Source organism: Pantoea sp. Ft-CA_14, assembly GCF_024520875.1.
GTDB lineage: Bacteria > Pseudomonadota > Gammaproteobacteria > Enterobacterales > Enterobacteriaceae > Pantoea > Pantoea agglomerans.
Genome location: NZ_JALNPM010000007.1, coordinates 12,335 through 33,546, shown reverse-complemented (window position 1 = coordinate 33,546; position 21,212 = coordinate 12,335). Strand labels below are relative to the sequence as shown.

Genomic DNA, 21,212 nt, shown 5'->3' with positions numbered 1-21,212 from the left:
ACTGATTATGCTGATGTTATTCGCCACTGTGGCGCTGGTGCATCTGGTGGCGCTGATGAGCCCCGGCCCCGATTTCTTTTTCGTGTCACAGACTGCCGCCAGCCGCTCGCGCAAAGAGGCGATGATGGGTGTACTGGGCATTACGCTGGGCATTGTGGTCTGGGCGGGTGTGGCGCTGATGGGGCTGCATCTGATTCTGGAAAAAATGGCCTGGCTGCATCAGATCATCATGGTCGGCGGTGGACTTTATCTGTTGTGGATGGGCTGGCAGCTGATGTGCTCGGCACGTCAGCGTCATAAACAGCCGCAGCAGGATGAGCCGGTGGTTGCGTTGCCGAAACGCGGCATGAGCTTTCTCAAAGGCCTGCTGACGAACCTGTCGAATCCTAAAGCCATTATCTACTTCGGCAGCGTCTTCTCGCTATTTGTTGGCGACGATGTCGGTTCGGCGGAGCGCTGGGGTCTGTTCCTGCTGATTGTCGGTGAAACCTTTGCCTGGTTTACCCTGGTGGCGGCGATTTTTGCGCTGCCGTGGATCCGCGCTAAGTATCAGCGACTGGCGAAATGGGTCGATGGCATGGCCGGCGTACTGTTTGCCGGTTTTGGTATCCACCTGATTCTTTCGCGTTAAACAACGTTTCAGTCCTTATGCCGGCGTGCGCGTTGCGCCTCCGGCAGAAACCTCCCTTGCTGTCGCTTCCTCCAGAGAGTTCGCTTGTGTGACGGATGTCACATTCCAGGGCTCAGGGAGTTTTGCTGTTGCAACCGCAGATAAATCGTCACTCTTTATTAATCATTCATATCCATATCTCCATTAAAGTCGGGAAGCAGGCGCAACGTTTATGGAGAGGATGATGAGAGTGAAGTTCATATTACTGGTGTTGATGACGGCCTGTATCAGCGCCTGCGCCTCGCCTGATGCCGCCCGCAACCCTTTGCCAGCGCCGGGCCAGACCGATGAGGTCACCTCGATCCTGATGCAGACGCTGTCCGATGTCGATCAGACGCAGGGCGAAAGGATTAGCCGGATCTCTGCGACGTTTCTCGGAACACCCTATGAAGCGGATACGCTGATCGGTTCTCCCACGCGTCCGGAAGCGCTGGTGATCAATTTCAACGGTGTGGATTGTTACACGCTGCTTGATTACGTGCAGGCGCTGAGCCGCAGCCACGATCGTGCCAGCTTTGAGGCTAACCTGATTCGGACCCGCTACGCTGGCGGTGAGGTCAGCTACCGGAATCGTCGCCACTTTTTTTCCGACTGGTTTGCCGATAGCCCGCGCAATGCCGATGACGTGACCCGCACTCTTAGCCCGGATACGGTGACGGTGGTGAAGCACCTGAATCGTCAGGCCAGCGGAGCAGAACAGGTGCCCGGTCTGGGTGTGATTGCACGTCCTGTCAATTACATTCCGGCCCGGGCGATCACACCGCAGGTGCTGAAGCAGATTCAGACCGGCGATTACGTGGGGGTTTACGCCACCAGTCAGAGCCTGGATGTTACGCATGTGGGGATTGCTGTCCGGCATGATGGCCGCTTATGGTTCAGGAACGCCTCTTCGCTGGCCGTTAATCGAAAAGTTGTCGATGCGCCGTTCAGGGAATATATGCGCTCGAAGCCGGGCATCATTGTGTTGCGTGCGGTTCCACTGACAGCGCCATAGCGGGGCCAGGGAAGAAGGGATAATCTTTCGCGCCGAATTCGGCGCGTCAGACGTTAAGCGATTTTTCTGGCGCTGGCGAGCAGCGCGCCTACCGCCATAAACAGCCCGCCAAAAATGCGGTTCATTAACTTCATCTGTTTTGGTCCCTTAATCCAGCCCGCAATCCGCGTTGCCAGCGTGGCGTAGCCAATCATCACGATGATATCGACCACAACGGTGGTGACGCCCAGCACCAGATACTGCATAAATAGCGGCTGATGCGGCTGAATAAATTGCGGGAACAGGGCGGCGAGAAAGACGATACTTTTCGGGTTGGTCAGGTTAACCAGCACGGCGCGTTTGAACAGGCGACGACGCGGCATCGCTCTGGCGACTGCATCCAGATCAATGCCACCCGCTGAGCGCCACTGCTGAATACCCAGCCAGACCAGATAGGCCGCACCAGCCCATTTCAGAATCTCAAACGCCAGCAGCGACTGAGAAAACAGCGCGCCCAGACCGATGCCGACCAGCACGATATGCAGCGCCAGGCCGACCTGCAAACCGGAGATAGAGGCCACCGTGCCGCGATAGCCGTGGCTGATACCGGTACTCATGGTGTTGATTGCGCCGGAACCGGGCGACAGGCTGAGAATTGTAGTGGTAAGCAGATAGGTCAGCCACCATTCGATGGTCATGGGTCAGGCTCTCTTTAGTAGCGGAATTGTGACACAATACGCCAGAAATAAGCGCGGCGCTACGGCCTGCGCATGGCATTCAGGACTCTTTATCCGGTCATCAGGAGGGCGAATGAATCAACACAAAGCCAGCTGGCTGCGACGAGAAAAAGCCTTTGCTGCCTTCGCTACCGGGCCACTGCTCGATTTCTGGCACAGCCGCGAAGAGCTTGAGTTTACCGGCGTGGGTAATCTGACGCTGCGCTACGTCCGCTTCACATCACCGCAACACAAGCGTGTGATCCTGATTGTGCCGGGACGCATCGAGAGTTACATAAAATATCCTGAGCTGGCGTACGATCTGTTTCACTGCGGATTTGATGTGGTGATCCTTGACCATCGCGGTCAGGGGCGTTCCGATCGCCTGCTGGAAGATTCACACCGCGGTCACGTGGCGGAATTTACCCATTATGTCGACGACCTTGAAACGCTCTATCTGAAAGAGATTATCAGCGGTCACTACCAGCAGCGCTATGCGCTGGCTCACTCCATGGGCGGCGCAATCTTAACGCTGTTTCTGGCGCGTCAGCCGCAGGCGTTTCATGCGGTCGCGCTGGTGGCGCCGATGTTTGGCATTGCTTTACCGTTGCCCTCTTTTCTGGCCCATCGGATCCTGGACTGGGCGGAGAAGCGTCCGGCGATGCGCGATGGCTATGCGCTCGGCACCGGCCGCTGGCGTGCGCATCCGTTTGGCATTAACCGGCTGACGCACAGCACCGAGCGTTACCGGCGAAATCTGCGCTTTTATGCGGACGATCCGGCGATTCGCGTTGGCGGGCCAACCTACCATTGGGTACGTGAAGGCATCCATGCAGGTCGCAACATCATCAGTCAGGTCGATAAGATCACCACGCCACTGCTGCTGTTACAGGCCAGCGATGATCGGGTGGTCGACAATCGTTCGCAGGACCTTTTTTGTGCCGCGATGGCGGCGGCGGGTCATCCGTGTGAGGGCAATAAGCCACGGGTGATCGACGGTGCGCGTCATGAGATCCTGTTTGAAAAGGATGAGATGCGCGCCGAAGCACTCAATGCAGTGGTCGACTTCTTTTCCTCGCACCACTGACGTTATTTATCCGACCGGTTAAGGCCGGCAGAACCAGATACCCGAGGTTTTCATGTATCACATCGTTGCATCCGATCTGGATGGCACGCTGCTTTCTCCCGAACATCGTCTGACCCCTTTTGCGCGTGAAACGCTGCAGCAGCTGGTCGCGAAAGATATTCACTTTATATTCGCCACCGGCCGTCATCATATCGATGTCGGACAGATGCGCGACAGCCTGGCGATTCCGGCCTATATGATCACCTCAAACGGCGCGCGCGTGCACAACGCCGAGGGCGAACTGGTGTTCAGTCATAATCTGGATGAGGATATCGCCAGCGATCTGTTTGGCCTGCAATATCATCACAGCGATATTCTGACCCACGTTTACCGCGACGATGAGTGGTTTGTCAGCCGCTCAAGCCCGGCTGAGCAGGACTATTTCCGCGAGTCGGTGTTCAACTATCAGGTCTATGAGCCGGGTCTGCTGCCAACCGATAATATCAGCAAGGTCTTTTTCACCTGCGAAAATCCCGAGCATCTGATCCCGATGGAACAGGCGATTGAAGCGCGCTGGGGCGATCGGGTTAACGTCAGTTTCTCACTGCCTACCTGTCTGGAAGTGATGGCGGGCGGCGTATCGAAAGGGCATGCGCTGGAAGCGGTCGCGAAAACGCTGGGCCATTCACTGGAAAGCTGTATCGCCTTTGGCGACGGCATGAACGATGTGGAGATGCTGAGCATGGCGGGTAAGGGATTTATCATGCAGAATGCCCATCAGCGGTTGAAAGATACGCTGCCGGAGCTGGATGTGATCGGTTCAAATGCCGATGATGCCGTGCCGCAGACGCTGCGCACGCTCTATCTTGCTTAAGCCGTCAGCGCAAAAAAAGGGCCGGATATCCGGCCCTTTTTTTATTGCCGTCAGGCAGGGGTCTTTTTGTGTTTGTGTTCGCTGACCATGGTCAGTAACAGCAGGATAACCGCCAGCACACAGCCAGCAATCATCACCATGAAGCCGCCGTCCCAGCCGAAGTAATCGACGGTGTAACCGACAATGGCGCTGGCCGCCACCGATCCACCCAGATAGCCGAACAGGCCGGTGAAGCCCGCCGCTGTCCCCGCCGCTTTTTTCGGGGCCAGCTCCAGCGCGTGCAGACCAATCAGCATCACCGGACCGTAGATCAGGAAGCCAATCACAATCATACAGGCCATATCGACGCCAGGATTGCCCGCCGGGTTAAGCCAGTAGATCACGGTCGCGATGGTTACCAGCGTCATAAAGAACACCCCGGTCGCACCGCGATTACCGCGGAACACTTTGTCCGACATCCAGCCGCACAGCAGCGTTCCGGGGATCCCCGCATACTCATACAGGAAGTAAGCCCACGACGATTTATCCAGCGTGAAGTGTTTTACTTCTCTGAGATAGGTCGGCGACCAGTCGAGAATGCCGTAGCGCAGCAGATAAACAAACACGTTGGCCAGCGCGATGTACCACAGCAGCTTGTTCGGCAGCACATATTTCATGAAGATCTGTTTAGCCGTCAGCTCCTCTTCGTGGCTGGCATCATAGTCGGGCGGATAGTCGTTTTTGTACTCTTCAATCGGTGGCAGACCACAGGATTGCGGCGTATCACGCATCAGCGCAAAGGCCAGAATCGCAATGGCGATGGCGCCAAACGCCGGCATATAGAGTGCCGCTTTCCAGTCGTTGAACCACGCCATACCGAGCAGGAACAGCAGAGGCGGAATACCGCCGCCGACATTATGGGCGCAGTTCCAGACCGAAACGATCCTGCCGCGCTCCTTCTGCGACCACCAGTGAACCATGGTACGTCCACAAGGTGGCCAGCCCATGCCCTGGAACCAGCCGCAGATAAACAGCAGCACGAACATCACCATAATGCTGGAGGTGGCCCAGGGAACGAATCCCATGATCAGCATCACTGTCGCAGCCAGAATCAGGCCTGCCGGTAAGAAGACGCGCGGGTTTGAGCGGTCAGAGACCGATCCCATGATGAATTTTGAAAAGCCGTAGGCGATGGATATGCCGGATAAGGCAAAACCGAGATCGCCACGTGAAAAACCCTGCTCTACCAGGTAGGGCATGGCGAGTGCGAAGTTTTTTCTGACCAGATAGTAGGCGGCGTAACCAAAGAAGATCCCGATGAAAATTTGCCAGCGCAGACGACGGTAGAGCGGATCAACGTGATCCTCCGCCACCTGCGGCTGACGTGGTGCAGGTTTAAAAATGCTCAGCATCAGTGAGGCCCTCCAGGGCACATTATGGTTTTTAATTCCCAGCAGGTTGGGGCAGGAAAATAGCAGAAGAAAATGGACGCAGAATGTTCCATTTCGCGCAAAGAATAGTGTTAGTTGCGCAACGTTACTGTGATGAATGACACATTTGTTACACTTTTATTACATTCTGGAGCGGAAGTGATCATGCGATGGATCATTTCGCGCATTTTATCTGGCTGAAAGATCTTTATGCAGACAGTTATGTCAGGAAGCGAAAGCCCTTTTCCGATGGCTATTCTGATCGCCTGGTTTGTAATCAGATGTCAACCAGATTTCACAGCCTGATGGCAGCACATTGTTTACACTGACGGCCTGTTAATTTCGGGGTCGTCACCGTGTTTTTATTGATTATTACCACCATTCTGTGGGCCTTTTCGTTCAGTCTGATTGGCGAATACCTTGCCGGGCAGGTGGACAGCTGGTTCTCTGTACTGATGCGACTGGCGCTGGCTGCGCTGGTATTTTTACCTTTCCTGCGCTGGCGTGGTCATCGCCCTTCAACGCTGTTGCTTTACATGCTGGTCGGGATGCTGCAGCTGGGCGTGATGTATCTGCTGAGTTTTGAAGCCTATCTCTACCTTAGCGTGTCGGAATTCCTGCTGTTCACGGTGATGACGCCGCTTTATGTGACGCTGATTTACGATCTGATCAGCCGTCGTCCACTGCGCATGGGTTATATCTTCAGTGCACTGCTGGCTGTGGCAGGTGCGGCCATTATTCGCTATGACAAAGTCAGCGATCATTTCTGGTTTGGTCTGCTGTTAGTGCAACTGGCAAATATCTGCTTTGCGGCGGGAATGGTGGGCTATAAGCGTCTGCAGGAGACCCGCCCGATGCCGCAGCACACCGCCTTCTCCTGGTTCTATCTGGGTGCAGTGTTGATTGCGGTGATCGCCTGGTGTGCCTGGGGCAATCCGCAGAAGTTGCCGACCACCTCATTGCAGTGGGGCATTCTGGTCTGGCTGGGCATTGCGGCTTCCGGTCTCGGCTATTTTATGTGGAATTATGGTGCGACCCAGGTCGATGCCGGCACGCTGGGCATTATGAATAACATGCACGTTCCTGCCGGGCTGCTGGTGAATCTGGCTATCTGGCAGGAGAAACCGCACTGGCCAAGCTTTATTGCGGGCGCGCTGGTGATCCTCGCCTCGCTGTGGGTGCATAAGCGCTGGGTGGTGGGGCGCGGTGACTAATGATCAGGTGCCAGGCTATCAATAGCGGCTGTTGCATGGGTGCGGCCTCCCGGGCTGGCGCGTCCGATCGCGAAGGAATCTCACATCCCTGTGGATCGGCCGGGCCATCCCTGGCCCGGACGCTTCGCTCTTCAGACGCGCCAGCCCGGGAGACTTAACAGCATCATCGCGATTATTAATGGCTCAGAGCGAATATGAAGGAGGGGATGGAGCGCTGAAACGTAGAGCATTCGCGATGGAGCTGGCGTGTGCGATCGCGAAGGAATCTTCCAGGATGGTTCAGAAATGCTCCCGGCGCTTTTTTCCCCTGCGACGAAGGCTCTACCGATGACCCGCTTTCACTCCCCAGGGCTGGCCTGGTGTTGCTGATTAAAAAGCCATGAAGAAGCTTAAGGGAAGAGGTGGCGCAACTGAGGAGCAAAGCGTCCGAGCCAGGGATGGCGAGGCCGTGCTGCATGGATGCAGGCTTTCTTTGCGATCAGATGCGCCACTTCTGACCACGCAGGTACCCGAAGCGATCAGCCACAGACGTTAAGCAGGCTTTTCACTCTTAGGACGCTGAATCATCGCCAGCCCTTTAAGGAAGTTACGCAGAATCTGATCGCCGCATTCGCGGTAGTTCTTATGATCAGGTTTGCGGAAAATCGCACCAATCTCAGCCTGTGAAACGGTAAAATTCACGCGTTTCAGTACATCAGGAATGTCGGTGGTTTTCAGATCAAAAGCGATACGCAGCTTTCTCATGAAGATGTTATTGGTCATCTTGCGCTCAATCGACGGCGCGGGCGCATCTTCACTTTTGCCGCGACGGTAGAAGATCAGGCCATTCAGGAAATAACCCATCAGCACATCGGGGCAGGGACGGAACGCAGCATCGTCATCTTTTTTCAGCCACGCCTGAATATCCGCCAGCGGCACGTCACATTGCGCCAGCGCAAAAATCTCCACCATTTTGGCATCGCTCAGGTTGAGCATATAGCGCACGCTGCGCAGAATATCATTGTTAGTCATGGTGAAATCTTCTCGTGGTCAGTCGACAGGCTGCGCATTATAGGGGATTTTGCCCGCCTTCGCGCAGGTTTGTGCCCGCCAGATTATCGCTGCAACACCGCACCGGGCAGCGCGGCGTCGCGCACAAAAGGCAGATGCTCACAGGCGTGCTGACGGGCAAAGCGGATAAACGCTTCCAGCACCGGCTGACGTTGCTCCCCTTCGCGCACGGCCGCATAAAGACGGCTCCACAGGCCATCGCCCAGCGTGCGGGTGACCACCAGACCCTGCTTCTCAAAACTCTCCACCACCCAGTGCGGCAGCGCGGCAATCCCCATACGTGCCGAGACCATCTGAATCATCAGCAGGGTGTTATCCACACTTTTCAGTGCCGGACTGACGCCTGCGGGCTGCAGGAAGTGACGCCAGATATCCAGACGCTGACGCTGCACCGGATAGATCATCAACACCTCATCGGCTAGATCTTCCGGCGAAATCTGCTCAACCTGCGCCAGCGGGTGATCCGTTGCCAGCACCAGACGCACTTCATAATCAAACATCGGGGAGTAGAACAGACCCGAGCGCGCCAGGATATCGGAGGTCAGCACCACATCCAGCTCACCCTGTTGCAGGGCGGGTTGAGGATCAAAGGTCACGCCCGATTTGAAATCCATCACCACCTGCGGCCAGCTCTGACGGAATTTATCCAGCGCGGGGGTCAGCCACTGAATGCAGCTATGGCACTCTATTGCCACCCGCAGCGTGGTCTGATGTGGCTCATGGCAGGCCTGCAATGCCTGCTGAATCTGCGGCAGCACCTGCTCTGCCAGCTGCAGCAGAATATCGCCCTGCGGCGTAAAGCGCAGCGGCTGACTTTTACGCACGAACAGGCGGAATCCCAGCCGCTGCTCCAGATCGCTGAACTGATGAGACAACGCCGATTGCGTCTGATGAAGCTGGGCCGCCGCCGCCGCCAGCGAGCCCGTATTGCGCAGAGCCTGAAGCGTCCGCAGGTGCTTGAGTTCGATCATGAGAGTCCTTCACATCGAAAATGAACATATTGCGCTTGAGCAATATACAGTACCCGCAGAGTATAGCAGTGTAAACATCTGGACGGCTAAACATCTTTGGCTGCCCATTTCAGCCAAAGTGAAAGATTATCTGGAGAACAGCACATGACTATCCTGAACCATACCCTCGGCTTTCCCCGTATTGGCCTGCGCCGTGAACTGAAAAAAGCGCTGGAGAGCTACTGGGCTGGCGACAGCACGCAGCAGGCATTACTGGCGACGGGCCGTGAGCTGCGTGCGCGACACTGGCAACAACAGAAAGAGGCGGGCGTCGATCTGCTGCCGGTCGGCGATTTCGCCTGGTATGACCATGTGCTGACCACCAGCCTGATGCTGGGCAACGTGCCCGCGCGTCATCAGAACAAAGCCGGCACTGTGGACCTCGACACCCTGTTCCGCCTGGGACGCGGTCGTGCGCCGACCGGCGAGCCTGCGGCGGCGGCAGAAATGACCAAATGGTTTAACACCAACTATCACTACATGGTGCCGGAATTTACCCAGGGTCAGACGTTTAAACTGACCTGGACCCAGCTGCTGGACGAGGTGGATGAGGCACTGGCGCTGGGACACAACATCAAGCCAGTGCTGCTGGGGCCGGTGACGTATCTGTGGCTGGGTAAAGTGAAGGGTGAGCCGTTTGAACGTCTGTCGCTGCTGGAGGGAATTCTGCCGGTCTATCAGCAGGTGCTGGCGGAACTGGCTAAGCGCGGCATCGAATGGGTACAGATTGATGAACCCGCTCTGGCACTGGAGCTGCCGCAGACGTGGCGCGAAGCCTTCCAGCCGGCGTATGACGCACTGCAGGGTCACAGCAAACTGCTGCTGACCACCTATTTTGACAGCATCGGCCAGAACATTGATGTGATTCGTGCGCTGCCGGTGCAGGGGCTGCATGTCGATCTGGTCCATGGTCGTGATGATATTCAGCAACTGAATCAGCAACTGCCCGCCAGCTGGCTGCTGTCGCTCGGCGTGATCAACGGACGCAACGTCTGGCGCGCCGATCTGAGCCGCTGGTTCAGCCGCTTGCAACCGCTGACCAGAGCGCGTGAACAGGTGTGGATCGGCTCCTCCTGCTCGCTGCTGCATAGCCCTATCGACCTGAGCGTCGAGACCCGTCTGGATGATGAAGTCAAAAGCTGGTTCGCCTTTGCGCTGCAGAAATGTGCCGAGCTATCACTGCTGAGTCAGGCACTCAACAACAACGATGCGACGGCGCTGGAAGCCTGGAGCGCACCGGTACACGCCCGCGCTCACTCCCGCCGCGTGCATAATGCGGCGGTGGGCCAGCGTCTGCAGGCCATTATCTCACAGCACAGTGAACGCCAGAGCGCTTATCCGGTGCGGGCGGTCCTGCAGCGTCAGCGTTTCAATCTGCCAGCCTGGCCTACCACCACCATCGGCTCTTTTCCGCAGACCACTGAAATTCGCGGCCTGCGCCTCGACTTTAAACAGGGCCGGCTCGACAGCAACCATTACCGCACCGGCATCGCGGAGCACATTAAGCAGGCGATTCTCGAACAGGAGCGGCTGGGGCTGGATGTGCTGGTTCACGGTGAAGCGGAACGTAACGACATGGTTGAGTACTTCGGCGAACATCTGGAGGGGTTTGTCTTTACACAGAATGGCTGGGTTCAGAGCTACGGTTCACGCTGTGTGAAACCGCCTGTTATCATCGGCGATGTCAGTCGTCCGGAGGCGATCACCGTTGAGTGGGCCAGATATGCCCAGTCGCTGACCAACAAGCCGGTAAAAGGGATGCTGACCGGTCCGGTAACCATCCTCTGCTGGTCATTCCCGCGTGAAGATGTGTCACGCGAAACCATCGCGAAACAGATCGCGCTGGCGCTGCGTGATGAAGTCGAAGACCTGGAGAAGGCGGGCATCGGGATTATCCAGATTGATGAGCCTGCGCTGCGTGAAGGTCTGCCACTGCACCAGTCTGAATGGGCCGCCTACCTGAACTGGGCGGTGGAGGCCTTTCGACTGAATGCGGCGGTGGCGCGGGATGAAACCCAGATTCACACCCATATGTGTTACTGCGAATTTAACGACATTATGGATGCTATCGCGGCGCTGGATGCCGATGTGATCACCATCGAAACCTCGCGATCTGACATGGACCTGCTGGAGGCGTTTGAGAACTTCGACTACCCGAATGAAATCGGTCCCGGCGTCTACGACATCCATTCGCCTAACGTCCCCAGCGTGGAGTGGATAGAAGCACTGTTGCTTAAGGCGGCGAAACGTATTCCGGAAGCGCGTCTGTGGGTGAACCCGGACTGCGGTTTGAAAACACGGGGCTGGACGGAAACGCGTCAGGCGCTGGCGAACATGGTGACGGCAGCGAAGAGATTGCGTGGAGAAACGGCGTAGGGAATCGGGTCTGGTGGGCGAAAAAATCAGGGGCGCATAAGCGCCCCTTTTTTATTTACTGCGATGCAACACCATACTGCCTGAACCAGGCCAGCATCCGCTGCCATCCATCATTGGCAGATTCAGCATGATAGCTTGCACGATAGTCAGCATTAAAGGCATGACCCGCTTCGGGATAGACGATGATCTCTGCGGTTGCATTGGCGGCATGCAGTGCCTGACGCATCTGCTCGACGCTCTCTAGCGGGATACCCTCATCCTGGCCACCATACAAACCTAATACTGGCGCATTCAGATCGACCGCAATATCAATAGGATGCTTCTGCTGCTTCAGCGTGCGCTCACCGGTCAGTCGTCCATACCACGCCACGGCGGCGCGCAGTTGCGGGTTATGCGCGGCGTAGAGCCAGCTGATGCGACCACCCCAGCAAAAACCGGTGATGCCCATGCGACGAATATCGCCGCCGTTGCGTGCGGCCCAGTTGGCGGCATGATCGAGATCGGCCAGCACCTGGCTGTCAGGCACTTTGCTGACCAGCTCGCTGAACAGCGTCGGGATATCGTTATACTCAGCGGGATCGCCCTCGCGGAAATAGAGCTCAGGCGCAATCGCCAGATAGCCTTCCAGCGCCAGACGGCGGCAGATATCCCGGATGTGTTCATGCACACCAAAGATCTCCTGCACGACCAGTACGACAGGCCACGGGCCTTCCGCTGACTGGGGTTTTGCAAAGAATGCCGGCATGTTTTCGCCCTGACTGGGCACTGAGGTTTCACCCGCGTGAATCGCCGGGCTGTCGGTAATGATGGTGGTGGAGGCGGTGGGCTGCACGGCAGGGGCAAAGCCGCCCGTCGCCGGTTTTTGTGCCATATTATCACTGGGTTTCATTATTCTCTCCGTGCAAGCATTTGCGCAATCACGTAACTATAGCCTGGCCGGAAAGCGTATGCGCCAGGTGTCGGGTCACAGAATCAGCAGCGAATAAAATCATCCTCCTCTTTAACATTGCGCTGACCCTGACACAGCCCCACTGAGAGCTATCCGCACCCGGAAGATGCTATTGTGTGATTGCTGTCACAATTTATCTTTCGGGAAATGTAACTTTCATTTTCTTAAGTGAATGTTGTCACATATTTATTGGGCGTGCTGGCGTAGAGTGGCGCGCTACCTTCCCTTAACAGGAGTCTGAAAATGACACAGTCTGACGTTTTCCATCTTGGCCTGACCAAAGCCGATCTGCAGGGCGCCACCCTGGCGATTGTGCCGGGCGATCCGGAGCGCGTGAAGAAAATTGCCGGACTGATGGAAGATGCCACGCATCTCGCCTCACACCGTGAATTTACCTCCTGGCTGGCAAAAATTGATGGTAAGCCGGTCGTGGTCTGCTCAACCGGCATTGGCGGTCCTTCGACCTCGATTGCGGTCGAAGAGCTGGCGCAGCTTGGCGTGCGTACCTTCCTGCGTGTCGGTACCACGGGCGCTATCCAGCCGCATATCAATGTCGGCGATGTGCTGGTGACCACCGCATCCGTTCGCCTGGACGGGGCCAGCCTGCATTTTGCGCCGATGGAGTTTCCGGCAGTGGCTGATTTCGCCTGCACCACCGCGCTGGTTGCCGCCGCAGAAGCTTGTGGCGCGAAAACGCATATCGGCATCACCGCCTCTTCTGACACCTTCTATCCGGGTCAGGAGCGCTACGACACCGTCTCGGGCCGCGTAGTCAGTCGCTTCAGGGGATCGATGAAAGAGTGGCAGGATATGGGCGTTCTCAACTATGAGATGGAATCCGCTACACTGTTAACCATGTGCGCCAGCCAGGGTCTGCGAGCCGGCATGGTGGCGGGCGTGATTGTGAACCGCACTCAGAAAGAGATCCCGGATGCGGTCACCATGAAACAGACAGAAAGTGACGCAGTGAAGATTGTGGTCGAAGCGGCGCGTCGCTTACTATAACGACCGCGTCTGGCAGCAGGTTTTTTGTCCAGACTCAAAACCTGCTGCCGGTAGTTAACGGCGCGTAACATCAGTGAAACCTGAGAGTTTTTATGCGCAATACGATTCCCGTCCGACGTCCTGCCCCTGGTGCTAATCCGGCCGCACTCAAAGCCATGCTGGAACGCAGTGCCGAACGTTTCCGTGCCGCCATGCAACAGGGCGACTATGCGCTGGCCGCTCAATGCTGTGAAGAGGTATTGCGCACGATGCCCAATCAGATGCAGGTGCTGAGCGACTACGCGCTCTGCCTGCTGCGTCTGGGTCAGTACAATAAATCGTACAAAATCTACCAGAAGATTTATCAGTCGCCGCCCGCGGTGCAGGCTACCGCCTCTGAAACCTGGCTGGATGGCCTGACCGAAGTGTGTGGCTGGCTGGATAAAAAGGACGAGGTAGCGCGTCATGGCCTGGCCTCGCTGATGCGCTCTGATGCGCGTTTCAGTCAGGGGCAGCGCGCCACGTTTCCCGCTCCGCAACCGGAGCCTGTCGATCTCACTCATCCACACCAGAATGTCATCGCTTTCTGCCTCTATGGCGATCAGCCGCGCTACTGTGAAACCTTAATCAAAAACGTTGAAGTAGCGCCTGAACTCTATCCCGGCTGGGTCTGCCGCATCTATCTCGATGACAGCGTGCCGCAGCATGTCTGGCAGCGCCTTGACCAGCCGCACGTCCAGCTGATCGATATGTCCCACGAGAAAACGCTGTTTCCGACCCTGTGGCGTTTCCTGGTAATGGACGATCCGGGCGTGAAGCGTTTTATCGTGCGTGATGCCGACTCGCTGCTCTCGGAGCGCGAAGCGGCAGCGGTTAACGCCTGGCTGGCGTCGCCTTACTGGTTCCACCATATGCGTGACTACTTCTCCCATACTGAGCTGCTGCTGGCAGGGATGTGGGGTGGCTGTCACGGCGTCTTCCGGGATGTGGAACAGGCGATGCGCGATTTCATTGCGCAGTATCAGGGCAGCCAGCGCTTCACCGATCAATATTTCCTCAAGGTGGCGTTGTGGCCGACGGTGCGTGAAAGCCTCCTGAGCCACGATGAACTGTTTCATTTTCATCACGCCCAGCCGTGGCCTGACCATGCCCCCGTGCGCTGGCAGACGCCGCATTTCCATGTGGGCAGCAATGCCGGTTTTGCCAGTATGACCGGCAAATCCAGCGCCGCTGAGGGAAGCAGACAGCGCGTCGCGATTACCTCGGGCGGGACAACCTGGCACTATCTGGCGCAGGTTAAAAAGGGTGAATGGCTATTGCCCATGCCGTTTTTCCTGATTGATGAGTGGCAGGCTGGCAAGCTTACGGTGACGGCGCTGTAAGGCGCTGAATCCTGCTAAAATTATCTGGACATTCATACAGTGCGACTCTACCTTTCCCTCAGCAGCCTGAGTCGCGGGGGAAATCATGGATCAGCACATCATTATCAGCGCCTGTCTGGCGCTTGCCGGGTTAGGGATTGGCTGGATGCTGGCACAGTTACGTGCCGGCCATCAGGTCGCCAGTTTCCAGACCGAGCGCCGTCTGCAGGAAGAGGCGCAACAGCGTCAGCAGCAGCAAATCGAACAGCTTCAGCAGCAGACGCAGCAGCGTGAGCAGGAGCTTCGTCAGCTGCACGGCGCGCTGAGCGGCGCCAATGAGCGACTGCAACAGCTTGATTACTGGCGTAATGAAAGTGAGCAGCTTAATCGTGAACTGCGCAATCAGCTGGAGGTCAACAGCGCACAGGAAGCGGAGCTGCGTGAGGTGACCATTCGCCTTGAAGAGACCCGTTTCGCCGCAGAAGAGAAACAGCGCCTGCTGACCAACAGCGAACAACGCCTTAGCGCCCAGTTTGAAAACCTCGCCAACCGTATATTCGAAAACAGCGGCCGTCGCGTCGATGAACAGAACCGGCAAAGTCTGGACGGGCTGATTGGTCCGTTGCGTGAACAGCTTGATGGCTTCCGTCGTCAGGTTCATGAAAGCTTTGGCGCAGAAGCGCGTGAGCGACATACCCTGACCCATGAAATCCGGCAGTTACAGCAGCTGAATGCGCAGATGGCGCAGGAGGCGCTTAACCTGACCAAAGCGCTGAAGGGCGATAATAAAATCCAGGGTAACTGGGGTGAAGTGGTGCTGAGCCGGGTACTGGAAGCTTCCGGACTGCGTGAAGGCTACGAATATGAAACCCAGGTGAGCATTCAGTCAGAACAGCAGGGCAGGATGCAGCCGGATGTGATTGTGCGCCTGCCGCAGGGCAAAGATGTGGTGGTGGACGCCAAAATGACGCTGGTGGCCTATGAGCGCTACTTCAATGCAGATGATGAGATCGAACGAGAGCAGGCTATTCAGGAACATGTCGCTGCCATGCGGGCGCACATCCGCCTGCTGGGACGAAAAGATTATCAACAATTGCCCGGCTTACGATCGCTGGATTATGTGCTGATGTTTATCCCGGTGGAGCCCGCCTTTTTGCTGGCCATTGACCGCCAGCCTGAGCTGATTGGTGAGGCGCTGCAGCAGAACATCATGCTGGTCAGCCCCACCACGCTGCTGGTGGCGTTGCGTACCATTAATAATCTGTGGCGCTATGAGCACCAGAGCCGCAATGCACAGCGTATTGCCGATCGGGCAACGCGGCTCTATGACAAGATGCGGCTGTTTGTCGATGACATGAGCGGCATTGGTCACAGCCTGGACAAGGCGCAGAACAGCTATCGCGAGGCGATGAAAAAGCTGTCAGAAGGGCGCGGCAACCTGATTGCGCAGACTGAAGGATTTCGTGCGCTGGGCGTGGAGATCAAACGGCCAATTAATCCTCAGCTGGCCGAACGAGCCATGCCGGAAAACCGGGCGGCTGATGACGCAAATGATGACAGTGATGCGGATGAGAGTGAGATGCATGTGAGGCGCCTCCACGAATAGTATGGGCGCAGCGTGCCTGACTTCCGTGACTCTGATACACTTCGGGAAGTATTGTTTGTGGAGCAGGTAAAACCGATGGCAGATGAATCACAGCAGGAAACTACCCATTTTGGCTTTCAGACGGTCGCCAAAAGCGAAAAAGCTGACAAAGTCGCGGACGTGTTTCACTCCGTAGCGGCAAAATATGACCTGATGAACGATTTGATGTCGTTTGGCGTCCATCGTATCTGGAAGCGTTTTACCATTGACAGCAGCGGCTTACGTCGCGGTCAGCGCGTGTTGGATCTGGCGGGTGGTACCGGCGATCTGACGGCTAAATTTTCTCGCCTGGTGGGCGAAACGGGTCAGGTTGTACTGGCCGATATCAACAGTTCCATGCTGAAGATGGGCCGCGAAAAGCTGCGCAATCAGGGCGTGGTCGGCAACGTGAGTTACGTACAGGCCAACGCCGAAGCCCTGCCTTTCCCCGATAACTATTTCGACTGCATTACCATCTCTTTTGGCCTGCGTAACGTTACGGAAAAAGAGAAGGCGCTGGCCTCTATGTTCCGGGTACTCAAGCCGGGCGGACGCCTGCTGGTGCTGGAGTTCTCTAAACCCGTTCTGGATCCGCTGAGCAAAGCGTATGACGCCTACTCGTTCCACATTCTGCCGCGTATCGGACAGCTGGTGGCGCAGGATGCAGAGAGCTATCGCTATCTGGCCGAATCGATCCGCATGCATCCCGATCAGGAGACCCTGAAAGCGATGATGAACGATGTCGGTTTTGAAAATACCACTTACTCCAATATGACCGGCGGCATTGTGGCGCTGCATCGTGGATTTAAGTTCTGAGTGAGATGGTAATGAACCTGACGCCCTTGATTACCGCGGGCCTGGAAACGGCGCTGAACCGTATTCTCTATCGCGATCGTGGCCTGAAACCGGCGCGGCAACGCCTGAATGGTAAAGTGCTGACGCTGCGCCTGAATGAGCTCTCTCATCCGCTGGTGCTGGTCTTCAGTGAACAGCAGGTCGATGTGTTAGCTGACTGGCAGGATCGCAGTGACTGCACGGTGATCACCTCGCTGAAAACCCTGCCGAAGCTGCGCGATCGCCAGCAGCTGACGCCGCTGATCCGCAGCGGTGAACTGCAGGTTGAAGGTGACCTGCAGGTGGTGCAGCAGTTCTCTGCGCTGATGGATCTGGCTGAGCTGGATCCGGCAGAATATCTGGCTCCCTGGGTCGGCGATATCGCCGCACAGGGGATCAGCCAGCGCTCACAACAGGCATTACGCTTTTTCAAAGGTGAAGTGCAGCGTCGCCAGGATTATCTCGGACAGGCCATAACCGAAGAGTGGCGTGTTGCGCCTGGCTCGCTGGAGTTAGCCTGGTTTTCTGAGGAGGTCGACGCGATGGAACGTTCGCTTGAGGCGCTTGATGCGCGTCTGGCGCAGCTGGAGGCAAAATGAGTTTTGGAGAGATCCGCCGCTTATATCTGATCATGAAGGTGTTTCTGACCTATGGCCTTGATGAACTGATTCCTCAGACACGCCTCACTTTCCTGTTTCGCCTGTGGCGTCGCTCTGTTTTCTGGATCCCTAATCTGCATCAGCATGAACCGATCGGCGCACGTATGCGCATGGCGATGGAGCAGCTGGGTCCGGTCTGGATCAAGTTTGGCCAGATGCTGTCGACCCGTCGTGATCTCTTCCCGCCGCTGATTGCCGATCAACTGGCGATCCTGCAGGACCGTGTTGCGCCGTTCGATGGCGTCAAAGCCAAAGCGCAGATTGAAGCTTCAATGGGCGCGCCGATTGAAACCTGGTTTGATGATTTTGATATCAAGCCACTGGCTTCGGCATCCATTGCGCAGGTGCACACCGCCACGCTGAAATCAACTGGCAAGAAAGTGGTGATTAAAGTGATTCGCCCCGATATTTTGCCGGTGATTCGGGCGGACATGAAGCTGATCTATCGCCTGGCCCGCTGGGTCCCGCGCCTGTTGCCGGATGGCCGTCGTCTGCGTCCGGTTGAAGTGGTGCGTGATTATGAGAAAACCCTGCTTGATGAGCTGAATCTGTTACGTGAAGCGGCCAACGCCATTCAGCTGCGCCGGAATTTTGAAGATAGCCGCATGCTCTATGTGCCGGAAGTCTATTCCGACTACTGCAGCGAAACCATGATGGTGATGGAGCGCATCTACGGCATTCCGATTTCAGACGTTGCCACGCTGGAACGTCATGGCGTTAATATGAAGCTGCTGGCAGAACGTGGCGTGCAGGTCTTCTTCACCCAGGTCTTCCGCGACAGCTTCTTCCATGCGGATATGCATCCTGGCAATATTTTTGTCAGCTATGAACATCCGGAAGATCCACAATATATCGGCATCGATTGCGGTATCGTGGGTTCACTGAACAAAGAAGATAAGCGCTATCTGGCTGAAAACTTTATCGCCTTCTTCAACCGTGACTACCGTAAGGTCGCGGAGTTGCACGTTGACTCAGGCTGGGTGCCGCCCGATACCAACGTAGAAGATTTCGAGTTTGCGATTCGTACGGTCTGCGAGCCGATTTTTGAAAAACCGCTGGCTGAAATCTCCTTCGGGCATGTGCTGCTGAACCTGTTCAACACCGCACGCCGCTTTAATATGGAAGTGCAGCCGCAGCTGGTCCTGCTGCAAAAAACGCTGCTCTATGTTGAAGGCATCGGCCGTCAGCTCTATCCGCAGCTCGACCTGTGGAAGACAGCCAAGCCCTTCCTGGAAGAGTGGATCAAAGATCAGGTGGGATTACCGGCTATTATCCGTGCGGTAAAAGAGAAAGCGCCATTCTGGGCTGAGAAGCTCCCTGAGCTGCCGGAGCTGTTTTACGACAGCATGCGCCAGCACAAACTTTTGCGGCACAGCGTCGATAAATTAGTGGGCGATATGAATGCGCAGCGCGTCCGGCACCATCAGGCGCGTTACCTGTTCGGCGTCGGTGCAACGTTGCTGTTAAGCGGAACGGCTGTGCTGCTCACCCGACCGGATTGGGACTTTTTCCCGGCGGTTTTGATGGCAGCAGGAATTGTCTCCTGGTTAATCGGCTGGCGTAAGACAAACTGATTGTCACGTCCGTCTAAAAAAAGGTAATGTCGCTGGCTCAGGCCCGGTTGAAAAGGGCACTCTGTGGTGCATTACCTCATCGTTTTCACAGAATATTAGAGGCTATCTCATGGGCGGTATCAGTATCTGGCAATTGTTAATCATTGCCGTGATTGTTGTACTTCTGTTCGGTACCAACAAATTACGTAATCTGGGTTCAGATTTGGGTTCTTCGATTCGTGGCTTCAAAAAAGCCATGGGTGACGAGGACGACAAAAAGGATCAACCGAAAGAGCAGGACGCTGACTTCGCTGCCAAAACGCTGGCGGACAAACAGCAAACTTCGGCTAACAAAGAAGAAGCCAAGAACGACAAGCAGGTGTAAACCGTGTTTGATATTGGTTTTAGTGAACTGGTATTGGTGTTCGTGATCGGGCTGATTGTACTCGGCCCGCAACGTTTACCGGTTGCGGTGAAAACCGTGGTCGGCTGGATCAGGGCGATTCGTTCGCTGGCAGCCAATGTACAACATGAACTGGCGCAGGAGCTCAAGCTGCAGGAGTTGCAGGAGAGCCTGAAAAAGGTGGAAGAAGCGGGCCGTGGCACGCTCTCACCCGAGCTGAAAGAGTCGATGGAAGAGCTGCGTAAAACTGCGGATTCAATGAAACGCTCGGTCAGTCAGAGCATCGACATTGAAAAAGAGGAAGACGAGGCAAACACCATCCATTCGGCTCAGCACAGGCCCGCGCCTGCTCCGGCTGAGCCTTCGGCGACACCGGCTACAGCAGAACACCAGGCCAGTGCCCCGGCACAGACACCGTCTGAGGTTTCAGACTCAGGTCCGGCGGTGCAACCCTCTGCTGCACCTTCTGCCGTCGCCACTGCTCCGGCATCGGCTTATTCAGCGGTTTCATCAGGTCCGGCGGTGCAATCCTCTGCCGCACCAACCGCTGTGGCCAGCGCACCGGCACAGGCGCCCGCTGGCGACGTCGCCAGGCCGGCAGATCCTGCGCGTCAATCCGCTACCCCCTCTTCTGCAAGTGATGAACGATAATGGCCGTTGAAGATACCCAACCGCTCATCAGTCATCTGATTGAGCTGCGTAAGCGACTACTGAACTGCATCATCGCCGTATTAGCGATTTTCCTGGTGCTGGTTTATTTCGCCAACGACATCTACCAGCTGGTCGCGGCACCGCTAATCAGCCAGATGCCGGTGGGCTCCAGCATGATCGCGACCGATGTGGCCTCACCGTTTTTCACCCCGATTAAGCTGACCATTATTGTGTCGGTGTTTCTTGCGGTGCCGGTGATCCTCTATCAGGTCTGGGCATTTGTCGCCCCGGCGCTTTACCGTCATGAGCGCAGGCTGGTTATGCCGCTGCTGTTTTCCAGCACCTTCCTTTTCTACTTCGGCGTGGCCTTTGCCTATTTCGTGGTCTTCCCGCTGGCATTTGGTTTTTTCACCAAGACAGCGCCGATCGGCGTGACTGTAGCAACGGATATCTCCAAATACCTCGATTTTGTCATGACGCTGTTTATGGCATTTGGCGTGGCGTTTGAAGTGCCGGTGGCGATTGTGTTGCTGTGCTGGACCGGTATCACCAGCCCGGAAGAGTTGAAGAAGAAACGTCCCTATATTCTGGTGGGCGCCTTCGTGGTCGGGATGTTGCTCACACCGCCGGATGTTTTTTCCCAAACTTTGCTCGCTATTCCGATGTACTGCCTGTTTGAAGTCGGCGTATTCTTTTCCCGTTACTATGTGGGTAAAGGCCGCCGGTTACAGGATGAAGAAGAGAATACCGACTCCTGATGCGGACAGCTTTACCCGCACTGGCGGGAAGCGATCAATCCAAACCGCCCTGATGGGCGGTTTTTGTTTATAAACTGT

The 21,212-nt window shown here is 56.2% G+C and carries 20 protein-coding genes; 15 read left to right on the top strand and 5 right to left on the bottom strand.

Annotation, left to right across the window (positions count from 1 at the left end):
• Positions 1 to 7: 7 nt before the first annotated feature.
• A complete protein-coding gene (gene rhtC / locus NR195_RS12380; RefSeq protein WP_010257296.1) occupies positions 8 to 631 on the top strand; it encodes a threonine export protein RhtC in 624 nt (207 codons plus the stop codon).
• 223 nt (positions 632 to 854) lie between these two features.
• The gene (locus NR195_RS12375) at positions 855 to 1,664 is read left to right on the top strand and encodes a DUF1460 domain-containing protein (protein ID WP_256844603.1); all 810 of its coding nucleotides are present in this window, start codon (positions 855 to 857) and stop codon (positions 1,662 to 1,664) included.
• Between the two features lie 53 nt (positions 1,665 to 1,717).
• Here NR195_RS12375 and rhtB read toward each other — a convergent pair whose 3' ends face one another.
• Positions 1,718 to 2,341, bottom strand: a complete 624-nt coding sequence (rhtB, locus tag NR195_RS12370; RefSeq protein ID WP_010257290.1) for a homoserine/homoserine lactone efflux protein — start codon at positions 2,339 to 2,341, stop codon at positions 1,718 to 1,720.
• A gap of 112 nt (positions 2,342 to 2,453) precedes the next feature.
• Here rhtB and pldB point away from each other — a divergent pair, with 112 nt between their 5' ends.
• The gene (pldB, locus tag NR195_RS12365; RefSeq protein ID WP_010257288.1) at positions 2,454 to 3,446 is read left to right on the top strand and encodes a lysophospholipase L2; all 993 of its coding nucleotides are present in this window, start codon (positions 2,454 to 2,456) and stop codon (positions 3,444 to 3,446) included.
• A 52-nt stretch (positions 3,447 to 3,498) separates the two neighbouring features.
• Positions 3,499 to 4,299, top strand: coding sequence for a sugar/pyridoxal phosphate phosphatase YigL (gene yigL, locus NR195_RS12360; protein WP_010257286.1), 801 nt, complete (start codon positions 3,499 to 3,501; stop codon positions 4,297 to 4,299).
• A 50-nt stretch (positions 4,300 to 4,349) separates the two neighbouring features.
• On the opposite strand, the gene glpT is transcribed toward yigL, so the two are convergent.
• Entirely contained in the window at positions 4,350 to 5,690 is a 1,341-nt protein-coding gene (gene glpT, locus NR195_RS12355) for a glycerol-3-phosphate transporter (RefSeq protein WP_010257284.1), read from the bottom strand.
• 374 nt (positions 5,691 to 6,064) lie between these two features.
• Here glpT and NR195_RS12350 point away from each other — a divergent pair, with 374 nt between their 5' ends.
• Positions 6,065 to 6,922, top strand: a complete 858-nt coding sequence (locus NR195_RS12350) for a carboxylate/amino acid/amine transporter (RefSeq protein WP_033780862.1) — start codon at positions 6,065 to 6,067, stop codon at positions 6,920 to 6,922.
• Between the two features lie 531 nt (positions 6,923 to 7,453).
• On the opposite strand, the gene NR195_RS12345 is transcribed toward NR195_RS12350, so the two are convergent.
• A complete protein-coding gene (locus tag NR195_RS12345) occupies positions 7,454 to 7,933 on the bottom strand; it encodes a DUF1456 family protein (protein WP_010257278.1) in 480 nt (159 codons plus the stop codon).
• 83 nt (positions 7,934 to 8,016) lie between these two features.
• The gene (gene metR / locus NR195_RS12340; RefSeq protein ID WP_003854400.1) at positions 8,017 to 8,943 is read right to left on the bottom strand and encodes an HTH-type transcriptional regulator MetR; all 927 of its coding nucleotides are present in this window, start codon (positions 8,941 to 8,943) and stop codon (positions 8,017 to 8,019) included.
• Between the two features lie 144 nt (positions 8,944 to 9,087).
• Here metR and metE point away from each other — a divergent pair, with 144 nt between their 5' ends.
• Complete coding sequence (metE, locus tag NR195_RS12335; protein WP_256844570.1) at positions 9,088 to 11,358, top strand: 5-methyltetrahydropteroyltriglutamate--homocysteine S-methyltransferase; 2,271 nt, start codon at positions 9,088 to 9,090, stop codon at positions 11,356 to 11,358.
• Between the two features lie 55 nt (positions 11,359 to 11,413).
• Here the strand turns inward: metE and NR195_RS12330 are convergent, their stop codons facing one another.
• Positions 11,414 to 12,247, bottom strand: a complete 834-nt coding sequence (locus NR195_RS12330) for a dienelactone hydrolase family protein (RefSeq protein ID WP_010671680.1) — start codon at positions 12,245 to 12,247, stop codon at positions 11,414 to 11,416.
• Between the two features lie 303 nt (positions 12,248 to 12,550).
• Here NR195_RS12330 and udp point away from each other — a divergent pair, with 303 nt between their 5' ends.
• The 9 genes from udp (at position 12,551) to tatC (ending at position 21,134) form a co-directional block, all read left to right on the top strand.
• A complete protein-coding gene (gene udp / locus NR195_RS12325) occupies positions 12,551 to 13,312 on the top strand; it encodes a uridine phosphorylase (RefSeq protein ID WP_045140888.1) in 762 nt (253 codons plus the stop codon).
• 92 nt (positions 13,313 to 13,404) lie between these two features.
• Positions 13,405 to 14,673: a tetratricopeptide repeat protein gene (locus NR195_RS12320; RefSeq protein ID WP_256844569.1), complete on the top strand. Its 1,269-nt coding sequence runs from the start codon at positions 13,405 to 13,407 to the stop codon at positions 14,671 to 14,673.
• A gap of 85 nt (positions 14,674 to 14,758) precedes the next feature.
• A complete protein-coding gene (rmuC, locus tag NR195_RS12315) occupies positions 14,759 to 16,258 on the top strand; it encodes a DNA recombination protein RmuC (RefSeq protein ID WP_256844568.1) in 1,500 nt (499 codons plus the stop codon).
• 75 nt (positions 16,259 to 16,333) lie between these two features.
• Positions 16,334 to 17,092, top strand: a complete 759-nt coding sequence (ubiE, locus tag NR195_RS12310; protein ID WP_256844567.1) for a bifunctional demethylmenaquinone methyltransferase/2-methoxy-6-polyprenyl-1,4-benzoquinol methylase UbiE — start codon at positions 16,334 to 16,336, stop codon at positions 17,090 to 17,092.
• Between the two features lie 11 nt (positions 17,093 to 17,103).
• On the top strand, positions 17,104 to 17,709 hold the full coding sequence (locus tag NR195_RS12305) for an SCP2 domain-containing protein (protein ID WP_033785768.1): 606 nt from the start codon (positions 17,104 to 17,106) through the stop codon (positions 17,707 to 17,709).
• Positions 17,706 to 19,343: a ubiquinone biosynthesis regulatory protein kinase UbiB gene (gene ubiB / locus NR195_RS12300; RefSeq protein WP_010257248.1), complete on the top strand. Its 1,638-nt coding sequence runs from the start codon at positions 17,706 to 17,708 to the stop codon at positions 19,341 to 19,343. Before NR195_RS12305 ends, ubiB begins: the two co-directional genes overlap by 4 nt.
• 109 nt (positions 19,344 to 19,452) lie before the next feature.
• Positions 19,453 to 19,707 (top strand): Sec-independent protein translocase subunit TatA, encoded by a 255-nt coding sequence (gene tatA, locus NR195_RS12295; RefSeq protein WP_010257244.1) that lies wholly within the window; start codon positions 19,453 to 19,455, stop codon positions 19,705 to 19,707.
• 3 nt (positions 19,708 to 19,710) lie between these two features.
• On the top strand, positions 19,711 to 20,376 hold the full coding sequence (gene tatB, locus NR195_RS12290) for a Sec-independent protein translocase protein TatB (RefSeq protein WP_256844566.1): 666 nt from the start codon (positions 19,711 to 19,713) through the stop codon (positions 20,374 to 20,376).
• Positions 20,376 to 21,134 (top strand): Sec-independent protein translocase subunit TatC, encoded by a 759-nt coding sequence (gene tatC / locus NR195_RS12285; RefSeq protein WP_010257238.1) that lies wholly within the window; start codon positions 20,376 to 20,378, stop codon positions 21,132 to 21,134. Before tatB ends, tatC begins: the two co-directional genes overlap by 1 nt.
• Positions 21,135 to 21,212: the final 78 nt, after the last annotated feature.